We start from the raw sequence: 19,855 nt of genomic DNA, 5'->3' as shown, positions 1-19,855 counted from the left end.
CCGCCGCCGCGCCGGGGCCGGCGGCGGCGCTGTCGGCGAGGATCATCTCGCCGAACAGGTCGCCGGCATAGGCCTCGAAATCGGGGCGGGAGCCGCGGTTCATCACCTTGCCAGTCTGCGCATATGTCTCACGGTGTCACACCCCTATCGCGCGGGCCCCCTCAATGCAACCGCGCGAGGCCTCAGTCAAACGAAGGCAGGGCGTGGGGTGTGTCCTCGGGCCGGCGGATCACCGGCAGCAGCAGCTGGAACCAGGCGAGGGCGAGGAGGTAGGAGGCGGCCGCGAAGGCGAACAGCGGCCCGTAACCGAGGCCCGCATCGAGCACGCGGCCGGTGGCGAGGCTGATCGCCACCCCGCCCATGTTGCCCATGAAGGCGCCGAACGCCGTCACCCGGCCCACCTTGGCCCCCGGCACCACGTCGGTGATGGTCGAGAAGATCGACAGCGAAAAGCCTTGGTGCCCGGCCATCGCCACGCCGATCATCACCGCCACCGGCCAGAAGGTGTCGAGCTCCAGCACCAGCGGCAGCGGCGCGACGATCAGCGCGCAGGCGAGCATCACGCTCTTCCTCACCCGGTTGGGGCTCCACCCGGCCTCGAGCAGCCGGGTCGAGACCCAGCCCGCGACGAAGGCGCCGATGCCCGAGCCGGCGAAGGCGATGGCGAGCGGCACCGCCAGCTCCAGCGTCGTCAGGCCGAAGGCCTTGCGGTAATAGTCGGCGAGCCAGAAGTTGATGAACCACCAGGTCATGTCGGAGAGCGCCTTGGCGACGACGATTGCCCAGGTTGCCCGCGCGGCGAGGATCGGGCCATAGGCATCGCTCGCCGCCTGTGACACGCCTGCGTTCTCGCCCCCGTCGCGCGCGTTGAGCGCCGCGATGCCGCGCGCCAGCCACATCCACGCAAGGAGCGAGACGAACCCGCCGATCCCCCCCGCCACCAGCGCCCCGCGCCAGCCGACGGCTTCGGCAAGGCCGGGGATCAGGAACGGCATCGCAATCGTCCCCGCGCCCGCCAGCAGCGTCGCGAAGCCGAAGGCGAGGCTGCGCTGATCGGCGGGGAAGAGGTGGGCGACGGTCTTGATGGTGAGCGGGGTCTGCACCGCCTCGGTCACGCCGAGGCCGACGCGCGCGGCGACCACCTGCCAGGTCGAGAAGGCCCAGCCATGCGCCATCGCCGCCAGCGACCATGCGGAAGCGCCGACCTGCATCGAGCGGTTCACCCCCAGCCGGTCGACCAGCCAGCCGGTGACGAGGAAGGCGAAGGCGGCGGAAAACTGCGTGACCGCGGCCAGATCGCCGAAGTCACTGTCGCTCCAGCCGAAATCGGCCATCATGTCGGGCTTCAGGATGGCGATGATCGGGCGGTCCATCGCGTTGAACACCCCCGCGACGCACAGGATCGTGAACAGGCTCCAGCGCAGCCGGGCGGAGAGGGCGGAGGCAGGTTCGGCGGCCATCGGGCTACTCCTGAGCCAGGGTGCGAGGCGGGGCAAGCGAAAGGCGGATCGGCGAGACACGAAGGGCCGCCGGATCGCTCCGACGGCCCTTTCCCGATGAACGCGAGGCCCGCTCGCTCAGAACGTGCGGACGCGCAAGCTGACGCCGACATAGCGGTCAACGTCGCGCGGGATCTGGAGGCGTTGCAGGTTCGACAGGTTGAGCAGCACGTAGCCTTCGTCCGAGATGTTGCGGATGTGGAAAGTCAGGCGATACTTGTCGTCCGGGTCCGAGACCCCGATCGAGGCGTTCCAGATGCCGTAGGGGTCGATCCGGTTCGCCGCGAGCTGGCCGAGGTCCGAGAACTGCGTGCTGGTGTGGCGGTAATCGGTGGCGAGATAGAGCCGCGCGACATCGCCGAGGTCTCTCGTGTAGTCGCCGCCGATGGTGTAGACGAATTCCGGCGCGAGCGGCAGCCTGGTGCCGTTGCGCGCGTCGGGCGCGTTGGTCTGCGGGTTGGGGTTGAAGCGCTTCACGCGGGCATCGGCATAGGCGGCGCTGGCGCGCAGGTTCAGCCCCTCGACCGGGTTCACCACCAGATCGGCCTCGAAGCCTTCGCTCTTCACGGTCCCGGCGTTGGTCAGGTTCGAGACGAGCAGCCCGTTCACCAGCACGAAGTTGTTCGCCTGGAAGCCGTCATACTGCACCGTGAAGGCGGCCAGGTTCAGCTGCACCCGGTTGTCGAGGAACTGCGACTTCATGCCGATCTCGAAGCTGTCGGACAGCTCCGCGCTGATCGGCACCGCGTTGTTGGGGGCGACGTGGTTGAAGAACACGTTGAACGCCGGGCCCTTGTAGCCGCGGGTGTAGGAGCCGTAGAACATCACGTCCTGCGTGGGCTCGAACTGGATGACTGCGCGGCCCGACAGGTTGCCGTTGTCGGTTTGGCCGCGCGAGGTGTTGGTGCCGTTGCCGCCCGTCGCCACGGTGCCGCCGGCGCCCACCGCGAGGACCCCCGGGCCGCTTGCCGGAAGGCCGGTCCGGGCATTGACCCCGGGCGCGCGGGTGTGGGTGAACTCGAGGTCGTCCCAGGTGTAGCGCAGGCCGCCGATCACCGAGAGCTGGTCGGTGAAGCGATAGGTCGCCTGGCCGAAGATGGCGTAGTTGTTGACCGTCACGTCGCTGTCGCCGGTGGCGATGGGGAACAGCGTGTTGGCGGTATCGTTGAGGTTGCACGGACGGCCGCCGGTGCGCGGGTCGACCGGCAGGTTCGAGGTCGCGCAGCTGACCACCTGGCGGGTGAAGTCCTGGCGGTTCTTCGATTGCCAGGCAAAGGCGCCGAACTGGTAGAAGAAGGGCTTCGACTGGTCCGACGCGATCCGCGCCTCGAGGCTTACCTGCTCGGTGCGCACGATGCCGAAATCGGTCGTCTCGGGGAAGCCGACCAGCGCGCGCGGCAGGAAGTCGCCCTCGCGGGTCTCCTCGTTGAACCAGTTGCGGTAGCCCGCGATGACGCTCAGCGTGTGGGTCTCGCCGATGTCGAAATCGCCGTTGGCGGTAAGGCTCCACTGGCGGTCGCGGGTGCGGGTGACCACGTTGTGGTTCACGAAGCGCTGCTTCTCGCCGATGTCGACGCCGCCCGGCAGGTTCAGTTCGGCATCGACCACAGGGCCGCGGGTGATGCCGGTGACGTCGGCGCAGCAATCGTCGTTGGCGCGGTAGTAATCGGCGATGAAGCGCAGGCGGGCGGGGCCGTTGTCGAAGTCGACGATCCCGCGCACGCCGTAGCGCTCGTAGCCGTTGATGTCCTCGCGGCGGCCGCCAAAGACGTTGGTGATGTTGCCGTCGAAGCTGCCGTAGAAGCCGGTCAGGCGGGCGGTGAGGTTCTCGGCGAGCGGGCCGGAGATCGCGGCGCGCAGGCGATATTCGTTGCCTTCGAAGGCTTCGGCCAGCGCCTCGGCCTGGAAGGTGTCGGTGCCGCCCTTGGAGACGATGTTAATGAGGCCCGCGCTCGCGTTCTTGCCGAACAGCGTGCCCTGGGGGCCGCGCAGCACTTCGAGGCGTTCGAGATCGGCGAGTTCGGCGAAGGCCTGGCCCGAACGGCTCAGCACCACGCCGTCGACAACGGTGGACACAGACGGCTCGGCGGCGATCGCGAAGGAGATGGTGCCCACGCCGCGCATCACGATCGCGCTGTTGGCGCTGGTGGTGCCCTTGCGGAAGCTCACCGAGGGGACGACCGTGGAGATGTTCTCGAGGCTGCGCACGAGGTTCTGGTCGAGCCGCTCGCCCGAGACGGCGGTCACGGCGATCGGCACGTCCTGGACGTTTTCTTCGACCTTCTGGGCGGTTACGACGATTTCCTCGACCTGCGCCAGCGCCGGCGCGGCGCTGGCGAGGGCCAGCGCGCTGGCGGAAATGGCGAGCGCCTTCATGGCGAATCGAGTGGTGGCCGGCATTGGTGTTCTCTCCCCTGGGCGTGATCGGTGTGTTCGCGGGCGATGGGCCGAAGACCCTCGCCCGTGCGGTCGATCTTCGGAGCGTCGGGTTGCGCTGTCCGTCGCAATCTGTCAAGCGGTGTCAGAGGCGCCGGACGGAGGGTTCGGCAAGAGGATACGGGGCTTTGACCGCGCGACTGGAGCCACGAGAGGGGGGTGTCGACCTGCTGCTGGCGGGTCGCGTCCTGCTGCGCCATCGCCCGGAAAGCACTGCGATATCGGTCGCTTGTGGCGATTCCACGGTGACGATGGTGCGCGGCAATTTCCGCCTCGCCGACAGGCCTGTGGCAGCAAGGCCACTGTCGCGCGCAGAAGTGGATGCGACCGGCGGCGTGACCCTCGCCAGCGCCGATGGCAGCGCGCAGGTGGCGCTTGCCCTGACCGGCGGCCGGCTTGTCCTCACGGCGAACGCGCCGCACGACCGCCTGACGCTCGACCTCTGCCTTGAAGACGGGGACGTGTTGTGGGGCGGGGGCGAGCAGATGAGCCACCTCGTCCTCAACGGCCGCATCTTCCCGCTGTGGACCACCGAGCCCGGCGTCGGGCGCGAGCCCGGCACGCCGCTCACCGACCAGGCGAGCGCCGACGGGAGCTTTGCGGGCGGGGATTACTGGACCACCAACTATCCCGAACCCACGCTCCTGTGCTCGGGCGGCTGGGCGATCAGCCTCGCGAACAGCGAATACGCGGAGATCGACGCCCGCCAACCGGGGCGGCTCAGGTTGCATGTCTGGTCGGGCGAGGTCGCCATCGACCTGTTCGAGGGCGCGCCTGCCGAGCTGACCCGCCAACTGGGCGAGCGGTTCGGCACGCGCCACGCGCTCCCCGACTGGGCTTGTCGCGGGGCGGTCGTCGGCCTCAAGCAGGGTGAGGCGAGCTTCGAACGGCTCGAGGCGCTGATCGAGGCAGGGGCTGCTGTCTCGGGCCTGTGGTGCGAGGACTGGGTTGGCATCCGCGAGACCAGCTTCGGGCGCCGCCTGTTCTGGGACTGGCAGTGGAACGCCGCGCGCTACCCCGATCTGCCGCAGCGCATCGCGGCGCTGAAGGCACGCGGCATCCGCTTCCTCGGCTACGTGAACCCCTATCTGGCGGTCGACGGCCCGCTGTTCCCCGTAGCGGCCGCAAGGGGCCTCCTCGCCTTGCGCCTCGACAGCGACCAGCCCTACCGCGTCGACTTCGGCGAGTTCGATGCGGGCGTGGTCGACTTCACCAACCCCGCCGCATGCGAATGGTTCGCCGAGGAGGTGATCGGCCGGCGGATGCTCGATTTCGGTCTTGATGGCTGGATGGCGGACTTCGGCGAATACCTGCCCACCGACCTGCGCTTGCACAACGGCGATCCGATGCAGGAGCACAACCGCTGGCCGGTGCGCTGGGCGGAAGTGAACGCCCGCGCGGTCGCCTCACGCGGCAAGACCGGCGAGGCGCTGTGGTTCATGCGTGCCGGCCACACCGGGGTGCAGGCCCATTGCCCGCTGCTGTGGGCGGGGGACCAGTCGGTCGACTTCAGCCGCCACGACGGGATCGGCACGGTCATCACCGCCGCGCTGTCATCGGGTCTCGTCGGCAATGCCTTCAGCCATTCCGACGTCGGCGGCTACACCAGCCTGTTCGGCAATGTTCGCACCGCGGAGCTGATCCTCAGGTGGTACGAACTCGGCGCCTTCAGCCCGGTCTTCCGCACCCATGAGGGCAACCGCCCGGACGACAATCTCCAGATCGACAGCACCCCAGCGCTCGTCGAAGGCTTTGTCCGCTGGAGCCGCATCCACGAGAGCCTCGCGCCCTATGTCCGCCACCTGATCCGCGAAGCGTCAGCAAGCGGCCTCCCCGCCCAGCGCGCGCTGTTCCTCCACCACCCCGAGGACCCAGAGACCCTCACCATTCAGGACCAGTTCCTCTACGGCGAGGACCTCATGGTCGCCCCGGTGATCGAGCAGGGGGCGACATCGCGCCGTGTCTATCTGCCGCAAGGCGAATGGCGCCACCTGTGGAGCGGCGCGCCCCGCGCCCCCGGCTGGCACGATGTCCCCGCCCCGATCGGCAGCCCGCCGGTCTTCTTCCGAGCGGGCAGCGCCTTTGCGCCCCTGTTCGAAAGTCTCCGTCCATGAGCCGCGCCAACATCAAGGATGTCGCCGCCCGCGCGGGCGTGGCGGTCAAGACCGTCAGCCGCGTATTGAACGGCCACCCCTATGTCAGCGCGGCGCTGCGTGAGAAGGTCGAACAGGCAATGGCCGAGCTCGATTACCGGCCTTCGGTGGCCGCGCGCATCCTCTCGGGCGCGAAGTCGGGGCAGGTGGCGCTGATCTACGACAATCACAGCCCCTTCTACATGTTCCAGATCCAGACCGGCTGCTGGGAGGTGTGCCAGGCAAGCGGCATCCGCCTCTTGGCGCAGCCCGTCGACGTCGCCGACCCGCGCGTCGGCGAACAGGTGCGCGGGCTGGTCAGCGAGACGCACGTCGATGGCATCATCCTCTCCTCGCCGGTGACCGACTGCGACCCGGTGCTGCGCGCATTGGAGACGATGGACGTGCCCTTCGTGCGGATCTCGCCGGGGACCAACCACGCGCTCACCTCGAGCGTGTTCATGGACGACGCGCAGGCCGCCGACGACATGACCACGCACCTCATCAACGCCGGGCACCGCCGGATCGGCTTCATCAAGGGCCATGCGAACCACATGGCGTCCGACGACCGCCTGTTCGGCTACCGCCGGGCATTGGACCGGGTCGGCATTCCGTTCGAGCCGGGGCTGGTCGTCGATGGCGAGTTCGATTTCGATTCCGGGGTGAGGGGCGCGAAGGCGCTGCTCGACCAGCCTGCCCGCCCCACCGCGATCTTCGCCTCGAACGACGACATGGCCGCAGGCGTGCTCGCCGTGGCGCACGACCGGGGGATCAATGTCCCCGCCGAGCTTTCCGTGGCCGGCTTCGACGACACCACGCTGGCGCGCACCGTCTGGCCGCCGCTCACCACCATTCGCCAGCCGATGGCCGACCTCGCGCGCACGGCGACGCAAATCCTGATCGCGGGCGGGGACATCACCCACAAGCGCCTGCCCCACGAACTTGTCGAGCGCGCTTCGGTCGCGCCCCCAAAGAGGAAAGCCCCATGAGTGAACTGCCCCTGCCGCCTGCCACCCGCCGCCTCGGCGCCAGCGACATCGAGGTAAGCCCCATCGCCTGGGGGATGTGGCGCCTGACCGAGAACGGGCGCACCGCCGCAGAGGCCGCGCGGCTGGTCCACGCGGCGCTGGATGCCGGGATCACCTTCCTCGACACCGCCGACATTTATGGCTTCGACGGTGCGGGCGGCTTCGGCGATGCCGAGGCGCTGCTCGGCGAGGTGCTCGCGGCCGAGCCGGGCCTCAGGGACAAGATGGTGCTCGCCACCAAGGGCGGGATCATGCCGCCGCTCCCCTACGACCAGAGCCCGGACTACCTTAGGAAGGCGATCGACGCCTCGCTCGCGCGGCTGAAGGTCGATCACGTCGACCTGTGGCAGATCCACCGCCCCGACATCCTCGCCCACCCGCAGGAGGTGGCCCGCGCGCTCGACGATGCGGTGGCGAGCGGCAAGGTGCGGACGCTTGGCGTCTCGAACTTCACGCAAAGCCAGATCGCGGCGCTCCAGCACTTCCTCGGGCAAAAGCTGGTTTCGACCCAGCCCGAGATCAGCCCTCTGAGGATCGACTGCTTCGAGAACGGCGAATTGGATCAGGCGATGATGCTGGGCCTCACCCCGCTGGCGTGGTCGCCGCTCGGCGGCGGCAGGCTCGCCGCGCCGGAGACGCCGCGCGACAAGGCGGTGGCGGCGGCGCTCGATGCGGTGGCTGAGGCGCAGGGTGTCTCGCGCACGGTGGCGGCCTACAGCTGGCTGATGGCGCATCCGGCGGGGATCATCCCGATCATCGGGTCGCAGAATGCCGCGCGGATCGCGGAAGGGGCGCAGGCGCTCAAGGTGCGCTGGACCCGGCAGGATTGGTACGCGGTGCTGGTCGCGGCGCGGGGGGTTCCGCTGCCCTGAGAGAGGTTCGGGGGGCACAGAGAAGGTTTGGACGAGGAACGAAAACAATGACCCAGCAATGCGAAATCGCGTGGTTCTCCGCGCTGTGCGACGATGATTACGAGTTCCTCGGGGTACCCGATCCCTATCTCGCCTCGAGCTGGGAGCATTGCCGCAACATCGTGCTGCGCGCCGAGGAGGGCGGGTTCGACAATATCCTGCTGCCTTCGGGCTACCAGCTGGGGGTCGACACCACGATCTTCGCCGCCGCCGTCGCCACGCAGGTCAAACGCATCAAGCTGCTCTGGGCGACCCGCATGGGCGAGGACTGGCCGCCGCAGCTGGCGCGCCGGATCGCGACCTTGGACCGCATCCTCGGCCCGAACGCGAGCGGCACCGGGGGGCGGCTCAACGTCAACATCATCTCGTCGGACATGCCGGGCGAAAAGATCGAGAGCGGCCCGCGCTATCGCCGCGGCACCGAGATCATGAAGATCGTCAAGACGCTCCTGAACGGCGAGCACCTCGACTTCGACGGCGAGTTCTACAAGCTGAAGCTCGATCCGCCGCGGATCACGACGCTCAGCGGCAAGTGCCCGCCGTTCTATTTCGGCGGCCTCAGCCACGAGGCGCGCGAATGTGCGGCCGAGGCGGCGGATGTCTACCTGATGTGGCCCGACACGCTTGCCAAGGTGCGCGAGACCATCGCCGACCTGAAGGCCCGCGCCGCCAACCACGGGCGCACCCTCAAGTTCGGCTACCGCGTCCACGTGATCGTCCGCGAGACCGAGGACGAGGCGCGCCACTATGCCGACCGCCTGCTCTCCAAGCTCGACGACGAGGCGGGCCGGGCGATTCGCGAGAAGAGCCTCGATGCCAAGAACTACGGCGTCCAGCGCCAGCAGGAACTGCGCGGCGCGGCGGACGGGGACGGCTTCGTCGAGGAGAACCTGTGGACCGGCATCGGCCGCGCGCGCTCGGGCTGCGGGGCGGCGATTGTCGGCACGCCCGATCAGGTGCTCGCCAAGCTCAGGGCCTATCAGGCCGAGGGGATCGAGGCCTTCATCCTCTCGGGCTATCCGCATATGCAGGAAGCGGACCTCTTCGCCCGCCATGTGCTGCCGCATATCCAGCACGCGCCGCTCGAGATGTAACGCGATCCCCGTCCCGGGCGTGACCCGGGACCCAGCTATCCTTTCTGTGCTGTGAGCGGCAGGAATGAGCTGGGCCCCGGATCACGTCCGGGGCGGGGGCATTCCAACACACATCGCCCCTCGAAGTGTAGGTCGCGCCAGACGCCCCCTTTGTGCGACTCTGCGCGGCTCCAGACCGGTCCAGACCCCCTCCAGCCCCCCCTCCAGACCCCCCTTAGGCACCCCGCAGAACGTGTTTCACGTGAAACATTCCCCTACGGCTCCCCCGCCCTCGGGAAACGGCCCGCAATTTCCTCTTTTCCGCGTCCGCCACCGGTGACAAGACGTATCGCAAAATCGAAACCGATTGAGAGGAGACACGCCGATGAACCTCGAGTTCACCCCCGAAGAGCAGGCCTTCCGCGACGAGGTCCGCGCCTTCATCGCCGAGAACTATCCCAAGCACCTCGCCGATTTCGGGATGCGCGAGGACATGGAGCGCGAGGACTTCCTCGCCTGGCACAAGATCCTGGGCAAGAAGGGCTGGTCGGTCCCCGCCTGGCCGGTCGAATACGGCGGCACCGGCTGGACCCCGACCCAGCGCTACATCTGGTCGGAAGAGAACGCCCGCGTCAACGCGATCATGCCGCTGCCCTTCGGCGTCTCGATGGTCGGCCCCGTCATCTACACCTTCGGCAATGCCGAGCAGAAGGCGAAGCACCTGCCCGGCATCGTCTCGGGCGACGTGTGGTGGTGCCAGGGCTATTCGGAGCCGGGCGCGGGGTCGGACCTTGCGAGCCTCAAGACCACGGCGGTGCGCGACGGTGATCATTACGTCATCAACGGCCAGAAGACCTGGACGACGCTGGCCCAGCACGCCGACTGGGGCTTCTTCCTGTGCCGCACCGACCCTTCGGCCAAGGCGCAGGAGGGGATCAGCTTCATCCTCGTCGACATGAAGACCCCGGGCGTCGAAGTGAAGCCGATCAAGCTCTTGGACGGCGGCTACGAGGTCAACGAGACCTGGCTCACCGACGTGCGCGTGCCGGTCGAGAACCTCGTGGGCCAGGAGAACAAGGGCTGGACCTATGCCAAGTTCCTGCTCGCCCACGAGCGCTCGGGCATTGCGGGCGTGGCCCGTTCGAAGCGCGGCGTCGAGAAGCTGCGCGAGATCGCCGCGCATGAATCGCTCGACGGCAAGCCGCTCATCGAGGATTTCGACTTCGCCAGGAAGGTGAGCCAGCTCGAGATCGATCTCGCCGCGCTCGAGATCACCGAGCTGCGCACGCTGGCGGGCGAGCAGGCGGGCAAGGGGCCGGGGCCGGAAAGCTCGATCCTCAAGATCAAGGGCACCGAAATCCAGCAACGCCTCACCGAGCTGACGCTGGAAGCGGTCGGCACCTATTCGGCGCCCTATCACGGCGGGGTCGCCAACGACAATTCGAACGAGCACCCGGTCGGGCCCGACTACGCCCAATATGCCGCGGCGACTTATTTCAACATGCGCAAGACCTCGATCTACGGCGGGTCGAACGAGATCCAGCGCAACATCATCACCAAGATGATCCTGGGGCTTTAAGGCCTTTTTCTCCCCTCCCCATGGGGAGGGGCCGGGGGTGGGGGCTCTGCCGTCGATAGCGCAGGCCCCCCATCCCAACCCTTCCCCCACGGGGAAGGGCTTTTTTGCGGGAGAGAATTCGTGGATTTCAACTTCACCGAAGAACAGGGCATGGTGCGTGACGGGCTGTCGCGGCTGGTGCGCGAGCAATACGGTTTCGAGGAGCGCCGCAAGGCGATTGCGAGCGCCGAAGGCTGGCGGCCGGAAGTGTGGGCGCAGCTTGCCGAGCTCGGCATTCTCGGGATGCCCTTCAGCGAGGCCGACGGCGGCTTCGGCGGCGGCGCGGTCGATGCGATGGTCATCATGGAGGAATTCGGCAAGGGCCTCGTCATCGAGCCTTTCCTTCCCACCGTGGTCTGCGCGGGCGGCTTCTTGAAGCACGCCGGCACGGCGGCGCAGAAGGAGGAGCATATCGGCGCGATTGTCTCGGGCAGCGCGGTGTTCGCCTTCGCCTACGCCGAGCCCAAGGGGCGCTACGACTACGCCGATCTCGAGACCACCGCGAAGAAGGACGGCGCGGGCTATGTGCTGAACGGCCACAAGGCGGTCGTGATCGGCGCGCCCTGGGCGAGCCACCTCGTCGTCACCGCGCGCACCGGCGGCGAGCGGCGGGATCGCTCGGGCGTCTCGGTCTTCGTGCTCGCCAAGGACACGCCGGGCATCACCACCCGCGACTATGTGACGGTCGACGGCCGCCGCGCGGCGGAAGTCTATTTCGAGAACGTGGCCGTGGGCGCCGACGCGCTGATCGGGGCCGAGGGCGAGGGGCTGGCGCTGATCGAGACCGTCACCGACGAGGCCATCGCCGCGCTGTGCGCCGAGGCCTGCGGGGCGATGAAGGTGGCCCATGCGATGACGGTCGAATACTCCCGCCAGCGCAAGCAGTTCGGCGTGCCGATCGGCAGCTTCCAGGTGCTCCAGCACCGCATGGTCGATATGTACACCGCCTATGAACAGGCCGTCTCGCTGACCTATCTTGCGACCCTTCGCCTCGGTTCCGACGAGGTGGAGCGCAAGAAGGCGGTCAGCGCGGCCAAGGTCGGCGTCGGCCAGGCCGCGCGGCTGATCGGGCAGGAAGCGGTGCAGATCCACGGCGGCAACGGCGTGACCGACGAATATGCGATCGGGCATTACTTCAAGCGGCTGACGATCTTCGATTCCGAGTTCGGCAATGTCGACCACCACCTGAAGCGCCACGTCGCGCTGAGCTGACCCGCCCGCAGGTGAGGAAGCAGGCCCCGCGCCCGCCTGACGGCGGACGCGGGGCCTGCGCGTTTCGGCGCGCGGTCCTTTCGCGAAAGACGCGGAAAAATGTCCTACGCCATGTAACCGTCGGCCCGGCCGTCCCGAACTCTGTCCAACAGCGGCGCGGGCACGAAAGGGAGGCGGACATGACGCATGACGACAGCACCTCCGTGCGGCGCGGATGAGAGCCGACGAGGCGACGCTCGCCCGGCTGATGGCGCTCTCGCAAGCCGGCGATCGGCAGGCCTATGCCGCGCTGCTCGAGGCCTGCGAGCGCTGGCTGCGCGGCTACTACAGCCGCCGCATCGCGCCCGGGCAGCTCGACGATCTGGTGCAGGAAACGCTCATCGCGCTTCACAACAAGCGCGCCTCGTGGGACCCGGCGCGGCCGTTCCTGCCGTGGCTGGCGGCGATCGCGCGCTACCGCTGGGTCGATCACCTGCGCCGCCTCTACCGCCACGATGCGGGCGAGCTCCACGAGGAGCTGATCGGCAGCGACGCGGAGCCCGCGATCGCCGCGCGGATCAGCCTCGAGCGGCTGCTTGCCCTGCTTCCCGAAGGCCAGCAGCAGGCCATCGCGCTGGTCAAGATCGAAGGGCTGAGCATTGTCGAAGCCGCTGAAAAGACGGGGCAAAGCGAAAGCCTTGTCAAGGTGAACATCCATCGCGGGCTGAAGAAGCTCGCCCTCCTGATCGAGAAAGAATGACCATGGACAAGGCCCCTTCCGACACCCTCATCGCCGAGCTTGTGGGCGAATTGCAGCCGGTCACGCCGCTGCGCTTCGGCAGCGGTCTGGCCGCAGCGCTGGCGGCGGCGGGGGTGTCGGCGGCGGGGGTCGTGGCGCTGCTGGGCGCGCGGCCCGACGGGGTGCTGCACTCCGCCGATCCGATGCATCTGGTGGCGACCGGGCTCTATGGGGTGCTCGGCCTTGCCGCGAGCGTGACGGTGATCGTCATGGGCCGCCCGCAGGTCGGCAGCGACCACGGCGGGTGGCGCTGGGCGGCGGGGATGGCGGCGCTGCTCCCGATCGCCGGGCTGATCGTCGCCGCCGAGCGCGGCCACGCGGCGATGGCGGGTGACGCGATGGCCCATGGCGCCGCGTGCCTGGCGATCGGTGCGGCGGCCTCGCTCCTGGTGCTGGCGGTGCTGACCGGGTGGCTGCGGCGCGGCGCGCCGACGGCGCCGGGCCGGGCGGGGCTGGTCGCCGGGGTGGCGGCCGGCGCCTTCGGGAGCTTCGCGGTCTCGCTCCATTGCCCCGAGAACGACATCGTCCACATCGGCCTGTGGCACAGCGCCGCGGTGGTGGTGATGGCGGGGATCGGCGGCCTGCTGGTCCCGCGCCTGGTGCGCTGGTAGGCTAGCCCGCGCCAAGACGGCGCGGCAGGGCGGGCTGCACCGCCCGCGCGGGCGCGAGGCTGCGCCAGAAGGTCAGCACCGCAAGGCTCCCCAGCAGGGCGAGGCCAAGGCCGGCGAGCGTCATGACGATCCGCAGCGGCAGCCCCATCGCGCTCCCCGAAAGCCGCGCCGAATGGAGCGGGTAGAGCGCATTCTGCGCCCGCACCGCCAGCGGCGCGGCGGGTGCGTCGCGCGCGGCGAGCAGCGCGCCGTCGGCGGTGAAGGTGAGAGTGGTGCGCCCGTTCGGGTGCCACTCGGCCGGGCGGCGCATCCGCAGCGTGACCGGATCGCCCGGCGCCTTGGGCCAGATAATCATGCGTGGTTCGGCATCGGGGAAGCGGGCGTGGGCGGCGGCGAGGATGGCGGGCCAGGCCGGGGCGTTGCCGCTGGCGGGGGCCCTCGCGGGCGCAGCCGGCGGCTTCGCCTGCCAGGCTGCGACCGCATCGGGCGGGGACAGCGGGGCGAACACCGCCGCGCCCAATGGCTTCAGCACCATCAGCGCGCCGGTCAGCCCGGCGAGCAGGATCGGCAGGGCGAGCACCGCACCGATATCGCGGTGGTGGCGGATGATCGCCGGGCGGGTGAGGCGGGGCGGGAGAGCCCGCGGCCGAAAGGTGCGCCGTGTCGGCCACCACAGGACGAGGCCCGTCACCGCGAAGAGCACTGCGGCGATGCCCAGCCAGCCGCCGATCAGCTCCCCGGTCTCGCCCATCAGCAGATGGTGGTGGAGATCGAAGAGGAAGGTCTCGGGCCGGTCCCAGGGGCTCTGCCAGCGGGCGAGCAGCGTGCCGTCATGCGCGAGGTAGGCCCCCGCGCCTTCGCCGAGCCCCGCCTGCGCGGCGCCGAATTCGGCCGAGGGCAGGGTCACGTGCCGCGCCCCCAGCCGCCCCGCCGCCGCGATCATCGCCAGCGTCTCGGCATCGCTCGGCAGGCGCGCCGCGAGCGGAGCGCCGACCCACCACGGCTTCCAGAGCAGCGCCGCGCCGGTGAGGCCGAGCACCGCGAGGCCCAGCCCGACGAGGCCGCCCAGCCAGCGGTGGAGCGTGACCAGCGCCCGCCGCATCAGAAGCGGCCGAGCCAGCCGAGCGTCACCGACCGCCCGCGCCCGGCGAAGAACCTGAGGTTGTCGGTCGGGCGCTGGGTGTCGGAGTTGTAGTCGATATATTGCCGGTCGAGGAGGTTCTGCCCGGCAAGCGTGAAGGTGCCGACCCCGGTCGCCACGCTCACCGCCCCGTCGAGCAGGTGATAGCCGGAAAAATCGTTGCGCGGATCGCGCGCTGGGCCGCGGAACAGCTTGGCAAAGTGAGTGCGCGATTGCAGCCTGAGGCTGACCGGGCCCATCGTCCAGTCGGCCGAGAGGTTGAGGCGATCCGGCCCGATGTTGGCCCCGTCGAGATCGGCATCGACCCGGCCGTCGCCATTGCTGTCGACCCGGCCATCGAGGTGCGCATAGCCCACGCCGAGCCGGAGACCCGGCACCGGGGTGGCGGTGGTGAGGTTCAGCTCCAGCCCCTGAAGTTCGATCCGCTGGCGCTGGACGGCGAAGCTGTCGCCCACCAGCACCAGCAGCTGGCCGTTGCTGCTGTCCGACCAGAAATAGGTCGCGCTCGCCTCAACGGGCCCGCGCTTCACCTCGACGCCGATCTCGCGGTTGTCGGCGAGCACCGGGGCGATGTCGAGGAAGGTGTCGAGATCGATGCCCGGGCGGGCGATGGCGCGGGTGATGCGGCCGATATCGGGGACGGTGTAGCCCTGCGCATAGCTGGCATAGGCGCGGATGCCGGGGGTGGGCTCGATCACGATCCCGCCGTTGGGCAGCACCCGGTCGAAGCTGGGCGAGCCGCCGCCGACCCGCTGCGGCCCATAGAACCACAGCGTGGTGTAGTCGGGGATGTCGATGCGCACGTTCTCCCAGCGTAAGCCCCCGGCGAGCCGCACCTTGCCGTCCCACAGCGCGAGGTTGCCTTGCGCGAAGGGGGCGATGGAGCGGTAGTCGGTCGGCGGCACCCAGGCGCGGCCGGTCTGGGCGAGGCGCTGGACGGTGTGATCGTTGAGGAGATCGGCGCCGAGCACGAGGTTGAGCGGGCCCAGATCGCGCTCCCAGCTGGCGTTGACGCCCCACTTGCGGCTGATGTTCTGCGACTGGTCGAACAGCGTGCCGCGCGGGGCGATGGCGGGGTCCTGGAAATCGGCGAAGGTGCCGCCGCCGTAGATGTCGGCGGTGCGGTTCCAGAAGCCGCGCACCCGGAGCGCGCCGCCGGCGAGGTCGTCGGCGGTGAGGGTGAGGGCGAGGGTTTCGGCAAGGTTCTCGGGCGGGTCGCCGGGGACCACGCCGCGCACGCCGGTGGAGGGGAGGCCGGTCAGGCGGTTGCCGTTCACCGCAATGAGATCGCCGTCACCTTCGAGGTGGAAGCGCTGGCCCATTGCCTCGATCCGCACCCCGCCGCCCAGTTCCACGCCCGCCTTGGCGAAGAAGGACAGGCTGTGCGAATCCATGAGGTCGCCCTGCGTCCCGTCGGGCGCGATGCGGCGCTGCTCGCCGTCGCGGAACACGCCGCGCCGCTCGTAGGCAACCCCTGCGACGACGTCGAAGGCGCCCGAGCGGTTGGCGACCAGCGCTCCGGCCTTGCCGCCGAAGCCGTCGGACCGCAAGCCGCTCTCGGCGGTGCCCTGGAGGATGGTGCGCGCGCTCCATCCGTCCTCGGCGGGAGCGCTGACGGTGACCTGATTGATGACGCCGCCGGTGCCGCCGATGCCCTGCAAGGCGTTCGAGCCGAGGATCAGTTCGACCCGGTCGATGAAGAAGGGATCGATGGTGAAGCCGTCGCGCGATCCGTCGCGCAAGGGGGCGGTTTGGGGAATGCCGTCGATGGCGAACAGCGGCGAGCGGCCGCGCAGGGTCTCGCCCTGGCCGGTGAGCTTCTGGCGGGCGGGGGAGAAGGAGGGGGTGAGCGCGGCAATGGCATCGACCACCGAGCCCGAGATCTGGAGTTGCCGGTCGAGCGTCGCACGGTCGATCACCTCGGCGGTGAGCGGGAGCGCGGTGACGGGGAGCGAGGTGCGCGCGGCGGTGACGACAATCGGCGTCTCCAGCTCCTCGGGCGCTTTGTCGGCGGCCTGTGCGGCGGTGGCGAGGGGGAGCAGGGCGGCGGAGAGGAGGAGCGGGAAGCGCATGGATGAACTGTTCCTGATAATCATTCGCGCGCCTTACTACGAATGATTCTCAATAACGCAAGCGGCTTCCTGCAACATCCGCGAGATTTGGGGGAATTGCGAAAGACCGGCCCGACGCCCCCCGGCTACTCCCGGTGCGAACCCGCCAGCCAAGGAGAGCCTCCCGCCGTGACCCGACCAGCCTATTTCGACGCCTTCCCCGGCCTGGCCCTGAGCCGTGACGACGCCGGCGTGCTTACCGCCACCTTCCATACGGGCGGCGGCCCGCTGATCTTCACCGCGCGCGATCACACCGACTACACCGAGGCCTTCTACCGGATCGCGCAGGACCGCGAGAACGCCATCGTCATCCTCACCGGGGCGGGCGGGCAGTTCATCGCCGGGGTCGATTTTCCGAGCTTCGGCAATGTCGCCGATCCCGATGTGTGGTCACAGGTCCATGACGAGGGCGTGCAGATCCTCGAGAACATCGCCAACATCCGCGTGCCGGTGATCGCCGCCGTCGAGGGCGCCGCGCACGTGCATTCCGAATATGCGCTGCTGGCGAACGTGATCGTCGCGGGCGAGGGTGCGACCTTCCACGATCTGCCGCATTTCGCGGGGGGGATCGTGCCGGGCGACGGGATTTTCACCACCTGGAGCTATCGCGCGGGGCCGGGCCGGGCCGAGGCCTGGCTGCTCGACCCGCAACCGATCAGCGCCGCGACGGCGAAGGAGTGGGGCGTGGTCGCCGAAGTGGTGCCCGACGGGACGGCGCTGGCCCGCGCGCGCGAACTCGCGGCGCTCTATCTCGAAAAGCCGGCGGTCACGCGCCGCAACACCCGGATGCATTTCATCCAGCCCCTGAAGGCGCGGCTGGTGCGCGAGGTCGGCTACGGGCTGTCGCTCGAAGGGGCCTCGGCCTCCGCTCTGGTCAAGAGCATGAACGCCGCCTGAGGGCCGGGGTCACGCGGTGGCGCGGGCCACCAGTTCCGGGGGAAGAACGAGGCTTTCGGTGCTCTCCCCCGCCAGCCGCCGCAGCAGCAGGTCGACGAGGCCGCGCGCGCCCGCGGCGATATCCTGGCGAATGGTGGTCAGCGGCGGCACCGTCTGCCGCGCGATCGGCAGGTCGTCGAAGCCGACCAGCTTCACGTCCTGCGGCACCGCGATGCCCTGCGCACGCAGTTCGATGAGGCACAGCGCGGCGAGGGTGTCGGTGGCGGCGAAGATCCCGTCGATGGTGCCCGAATGCGCGGCGATGTGCCGGGCGATCTCCTCGCCGGCGCGGTCGGGCGAAAGGTGGGTGGGCAGCGGCAGGATCGGCGGCAGGCCGCGGCGCGTGGCGATATCCTGCGCCCCGGCAAAGCGCGCGGCGAACTCCATCGGGCCGGTGTCGCCGAGGAAGGCGAGGGCCCGCGCGCCCGCCGCCACCAGCCGCTCCGCCGCCAGCCTTCCGCCGAGGCGATTGTCGGTGCCGACCACGCAGTGGTGCTGGCCCTCCTGCCGGTTGCCCCATACCACCATCGGCCGGTAGCCGTCGGCGACCTCCTCGATCCGTTCGAACTGGTCGGACTGGCCGATCACGATCACCCCGTCGATCATGCCGGAACCGATGAAGCGGTCGAGCCAGTCGGGGTCATCGCCCGGCACGACGCGGCGCAGCATGAGGTCGTAGCCCTCGTGCGTCAGTTCGTCGGCGAGGTGGCCGAGGAGGGTCATGAAGAAGCTGTCGGAAATCTGCTGGCGGGTGTCGTGGCCAAGCGGAATGACGACGCCGATCACCCCGGTCTTCTGGCGGCGCAGACCGCTTGCCATCTGGTTGGGCCGGAACCCATGCTCGCGGGCGAGGCTGACGATCTTCTCGCGGGTGCGGGTGTTGACGAGGCTGTTGCCGGCAAGCGCGCGGCTGACCGTCCCGGCCGAGACCCCGGCGAGCCGCGCCAGATCGGTGATGGTGCGCACCGTGGTGCGTGCAGGCCTGTCCTCGCCGTCGCTCATGGCACCCCCTGGCCGGCGATCAGGCCCGTATCGCGGGGCCGCCTGTGTCCGGCGTCGACCAGCAAGGTAGCCAGCGCGCCCGCCAGCATCAAGCTTCCGCCCAATATGAGCACATTGCGCGGATCGCCGCCGAGCAGCGGGCGGTAGATCAGCGGCATGGTGAGGGTCTGGATCAACATGGGGATGACGATGAACAGGTTGAAGATGCCCATGTAGATGCCGTTCCGCTGCGGCGGAATGCAGTCGGCGAGCATCACGTAGGTGTTGCCCATCATCCCCGCCCAGCCGATGCCGATGCCGAGCATCAGCACGAACAGTCCGGCAGGGGTCGCGGCCGAGGGGATCAGCAGCATTGCGACCCCCGAGGCGGCGAGGCACGCCGCGTGGGTGTGGCGCGCGCCCATGCGGCGGACCACCGGGATCAGCGCGAGCGCACCCAGAAAGGCGACGAAGTTGTAGATCGCGCCCGCTTGCTGGGTGGTCAGCGTCGCCGCGCGGAAGGCGGCGCTCGCCGGGTCGGCGGTGCCGTAGATCGAGCGGCCGACCGCGAAGGTGATGAATTGCCAATAGGCGAACATCGCATACCACTGGCACAGCATCGCGCCCGCCAGCTGGCGCATCGGGCGGGGCATTTCGGCGATCGCATCGCGGATCTCGGCAAGGGTGGCGCGCAAGGTGAGCGGCCTTTCGGCAAGCTCGGCCTGCTCCGCATCGTCCAGCGGCAGTTCGGGCACCCGCCACACCGACCACACGATGGTGGAGATCGACAGGATCGCGCCGATCACGAAGGCGATCCGCACGATCACCGGAATGCCGTTGGCGTCGAGCACGTCCTTCGCGACGAAAGCGGTCAGCAGCGAGGGGGCGAGGTAGGAGAGCGTCTGGGCAAGCCCGGTGAAGGCGCTCTGCGTCAGGAAGCCCACCGAGCGTTGTTCGGGCGCGAGCCGGTCGGCGACATAGGCGCGGTAGGGCTCCATGGTGATGTTGTTGCCGGCATCGAGGATCCACAACAGGCTGGCGGCCATCCACAGCGCGCTCGAATAGGGCATGGCGAACAGAGCGAGCGTGCAGATCACCGCGCCGATCAGGAAATAGGGCGTGCGCCGCCCGAGGCGGCTGTCGGTGCGGTCGCTCATCGCGCCGACGATCGGCTGGATGATGAGGCCCGTCATCGGCCCGGCCAGCCACAGCAGCGGCATCGTCGCCTCGTCCGCGCCCAGGAAGCCGTAGATCGGCCCCATGTTCGCCTGCTGCAGCCCGAAGGAGAACTGCAGGCCGAAGAAGCCGATGTTCATCTCGACGATACGCGCCAGCGAAAGCCTCGGCTTCTGCGACATAGCGGGCCTCTCCTCATCCCCTGATCCGCA

General features: G+C 69.2%; 15 protein-coding genes. 9 read left to right on the top strand and 6 right to left on the bottom strand.

Annotation, left to right across the window (positions count from 1 at the left end):
- Positions 1 to 182: 182 nt before the first annotated feature.
- Both OPU67_RS14020 and OPU67_RS14015 read right to left on the bottom strand, forming a co-directional pair.
- Complete coding sequence (locus tag OPU67_RS14020; protein ID WP_267620696.1) at positions 183 to 1,460, bottom strand: MFS transporter; 1,278 nt, start codon at positions 1,458 to 1,460, stop codon at positions 183 to 185.
- 117 nt (positions 1,461 to 1,577) lie between these two features.
- The gene (locus OPU67_RS14015) at positions 1,578 to 3,899 is read right to left on the bottom strand and encodes a TonB-dependent receptor (protein WP_267620694.1); all 2,322 of its coding nucleotides are present in this window, start codon (positions 3,897 to 3,899) and stop codon (positions 1,578 to 1,580) included.
- A gap of 164 nt (positions 3,900 to 4,063) precedes the next feature.
- Between OPU67_RS14015 and OPU67_RS14010 the strand changes: the two genes are divergently transcribed.
- The 8 genes from OPU67_RS14010 (at position 4,064) to OPU67_RS13975 (ending at position 13,298) form a co-directional block, all read left to right on the top strand.
- Positions 4,064 to 6,049 (top strand): alpha-glucosidase, encoded by a 1,986-nt coding sequence (locus OPU67_RS14010; RefSeq protein WP_267620691.1) that lies wholly within the window; start codon positions 4,064 to 4,066, stop codon positions 6,047 to 6,049.
- Positions 6,046 to 7,056, top strand: a complete 1,011-nt coding sequence (locus tag OPU67_RS14005) for a LacI family DNA-binding transcriptional regulator (RefSeq protein WP_267620689.1) — start codon at positions 6,046 to 6,048, stop codon at positions 7,054 to 7,056. The genes OPU67_RS14010 and OPU67_RS14005 overlap by 4 nt, the downstream gene beginning before the upstream one ends.
- Positions 7,053 to 7,967, top strand: a complete 915-nt coding sequence (locus tag OPU67_RS14000) for an aldo/keto reductase (protein WP_267620687.1) — start codon at positions 7,053 to 7,055, stop codon at positions 7,965 to 7,967. Before OPU67_RS14005 ends, OPU67_RS14000 begins: the two co-directional genes overlap by 4 nt.
- Before the next feature lie 47 nt (positions 7,968 to 8,014).
- Positions 8,015 to 9,100, top strand: a complete 1,086-nt coding sequence (locus tag OPU67_RS13995) for an LLM class flavin-dependent oxidoreductase (protein WP_267620685.1) — start codon at positions 8,015 to 8,017, stop codon at positions 9,098 to 9,100.
- A gap of 364 nt (positions 9,101 to 9,464) precedes the next feature.
- Positions 9,465 to 10,658: an acyl-CoA dehydrogenase family protein gene (locus OPU67_RS13990; RefSeq protein ID WP_267620683.1), complete on the top strand. Its 1,194-nt coding sequence runs from the start codon at positions 9,465 to 9,467 to the stop codon at positions 10,656 to 10,658.
- Positions 10,659 to 10,778: 120 nt separating this feature from the next.
- Complete coding sequence (locus tag OPU67_RS13985) at positions 10,779 to 11,909, top strand: acyl-CoA dehydrogenase family protein (RefSeq protein ID WP_267620681.1); 1,131 nt, start codon at positions 10,779 to 10,781, stop codon at positions 11,907 to 11,909.
- A gap of 214 nt (positions 11,910 to 12,123) precedes the next feature.
- Complete coding sequence (locus OPU67_RS13980; RefSeq protein ID WP_267620679.1) at positions 12,124 to 12,648, top strand: sigma-70 family RNA polymerase sigma factor; 525 nt, start codon at positions 12,124 to 12,126, stop codon at positions 12,646 to 12,648.
- A 2-nt stretch (positions 12,649 to 12,650) separates the two neighbouring features.
- Positions 12,651 to 13,298 carry a DUF1109 domain-containing protein gene (locus OPU67_RS13975; RefSeq protein ID WP_267620677.1) on the top strand — a complete coding sequence of 216 codons (648 nt, stop codon included), beginning with the start codon at positions 12,651 to 12,653 and terminating at the stop codon, positions 13,296 to 13,298.
- A 1-nt stretch (position 13,299) separates the two neighbouring features.
- Here the strand turns inward: OPU67_RS13975 and OPU67_RS13970 are convergent, their stop codons facing one another.
- Positions 13,300 to 14,400 carry a PepSY-associated TM helix domain-containing protein gene (locus OPU67_RS13970; protein WP_267620675.1) on the bottom strand — a complete coding sequence of 367 codons (1,101 nt, stop codon included), beginning with the start codon at positions 14,398 to 14,400 and terminating at the stop codon, positions 13,300 to 13,302.
- The gene (locus tag OPU67_RS13965; RefSeq protein ID WP_267620673.1) at positions 14,400 to 16,511 is read right to left on the bottom strand and encodes a TonB-dependent receptor; all 2,112 of its coding nucleotides are present in this window, start codon (positions 16,509 to 16,511) and stop codon (positions 14,400 to 14,402) included. The genes OPU67_RS13970 and OPU67_RS13965 overlap by 1 nt, the downstream gene beginning before the upstream one ends.
- Before the next feature lie 168 nt (positions 16,512 to 16,679).
- On the opposite strand from OPU67_RS13965, the gene OPU67_RS13960 reads away from it, so the two are divergent.
- Positions 16,680 to 17,447, top strand: coding sequence for an enoyl-CoA hydratase/isomerase family protein (locus OPU67_RS13960; protein WP_267620671.1), 768 nt, complete (start codon positions 16,680 to 16,682; stop codon positions 17,445 to 17,447).
- A gap of 9 nt (positions 17,448 to 17,456) precedes the next feature.
- On the opposite strand, the gene OPU67_RS13955 is transcribed toward OPU67_RS13960, so the two are convergent.
- Positions 17,457 to 18,488, bottom strand: a complete 1,032-nt coding sequence (locus tag OPU67_RS13955; RefSeq protein ID WP_267620670.1) for a LacI family DNA-binding transcriptional regulator — start codon at positions 18,486 to 18,488, stop codon at positions 17,457 to 17,459.
- Positions 18,485 to 19,825, bottom strand: a complete 1,341-nt coding sequence (locus tag OPU67_RS13950; RefSeq protein WP_267620668.1) for an MFS transporter — start codon at positions 19,823 to 19,825, stop codon at positions 18,485 to 18,487. The genes OPU67_RS13955 and OPU67_RS13950 overlap by 4 nt, the downstream gene beginning before the upstream one ends.
- Positions 19,826 to 19,855 lie beyond the last annotated feature (30 nt).

The organism is Erythrobacter sp. WG (assembly GCF_026586795.1).
Lineage (GTDB): Bacteria > Pseudomonadota > Alphaproteobacteria > Sphingomonadales > Sphingomonadaceae > Erythrobacter.
Note: the sequence above shows the minus strand (reverse complement) of the source record. Positions and strands in the feature narration are given on the sequence as shown.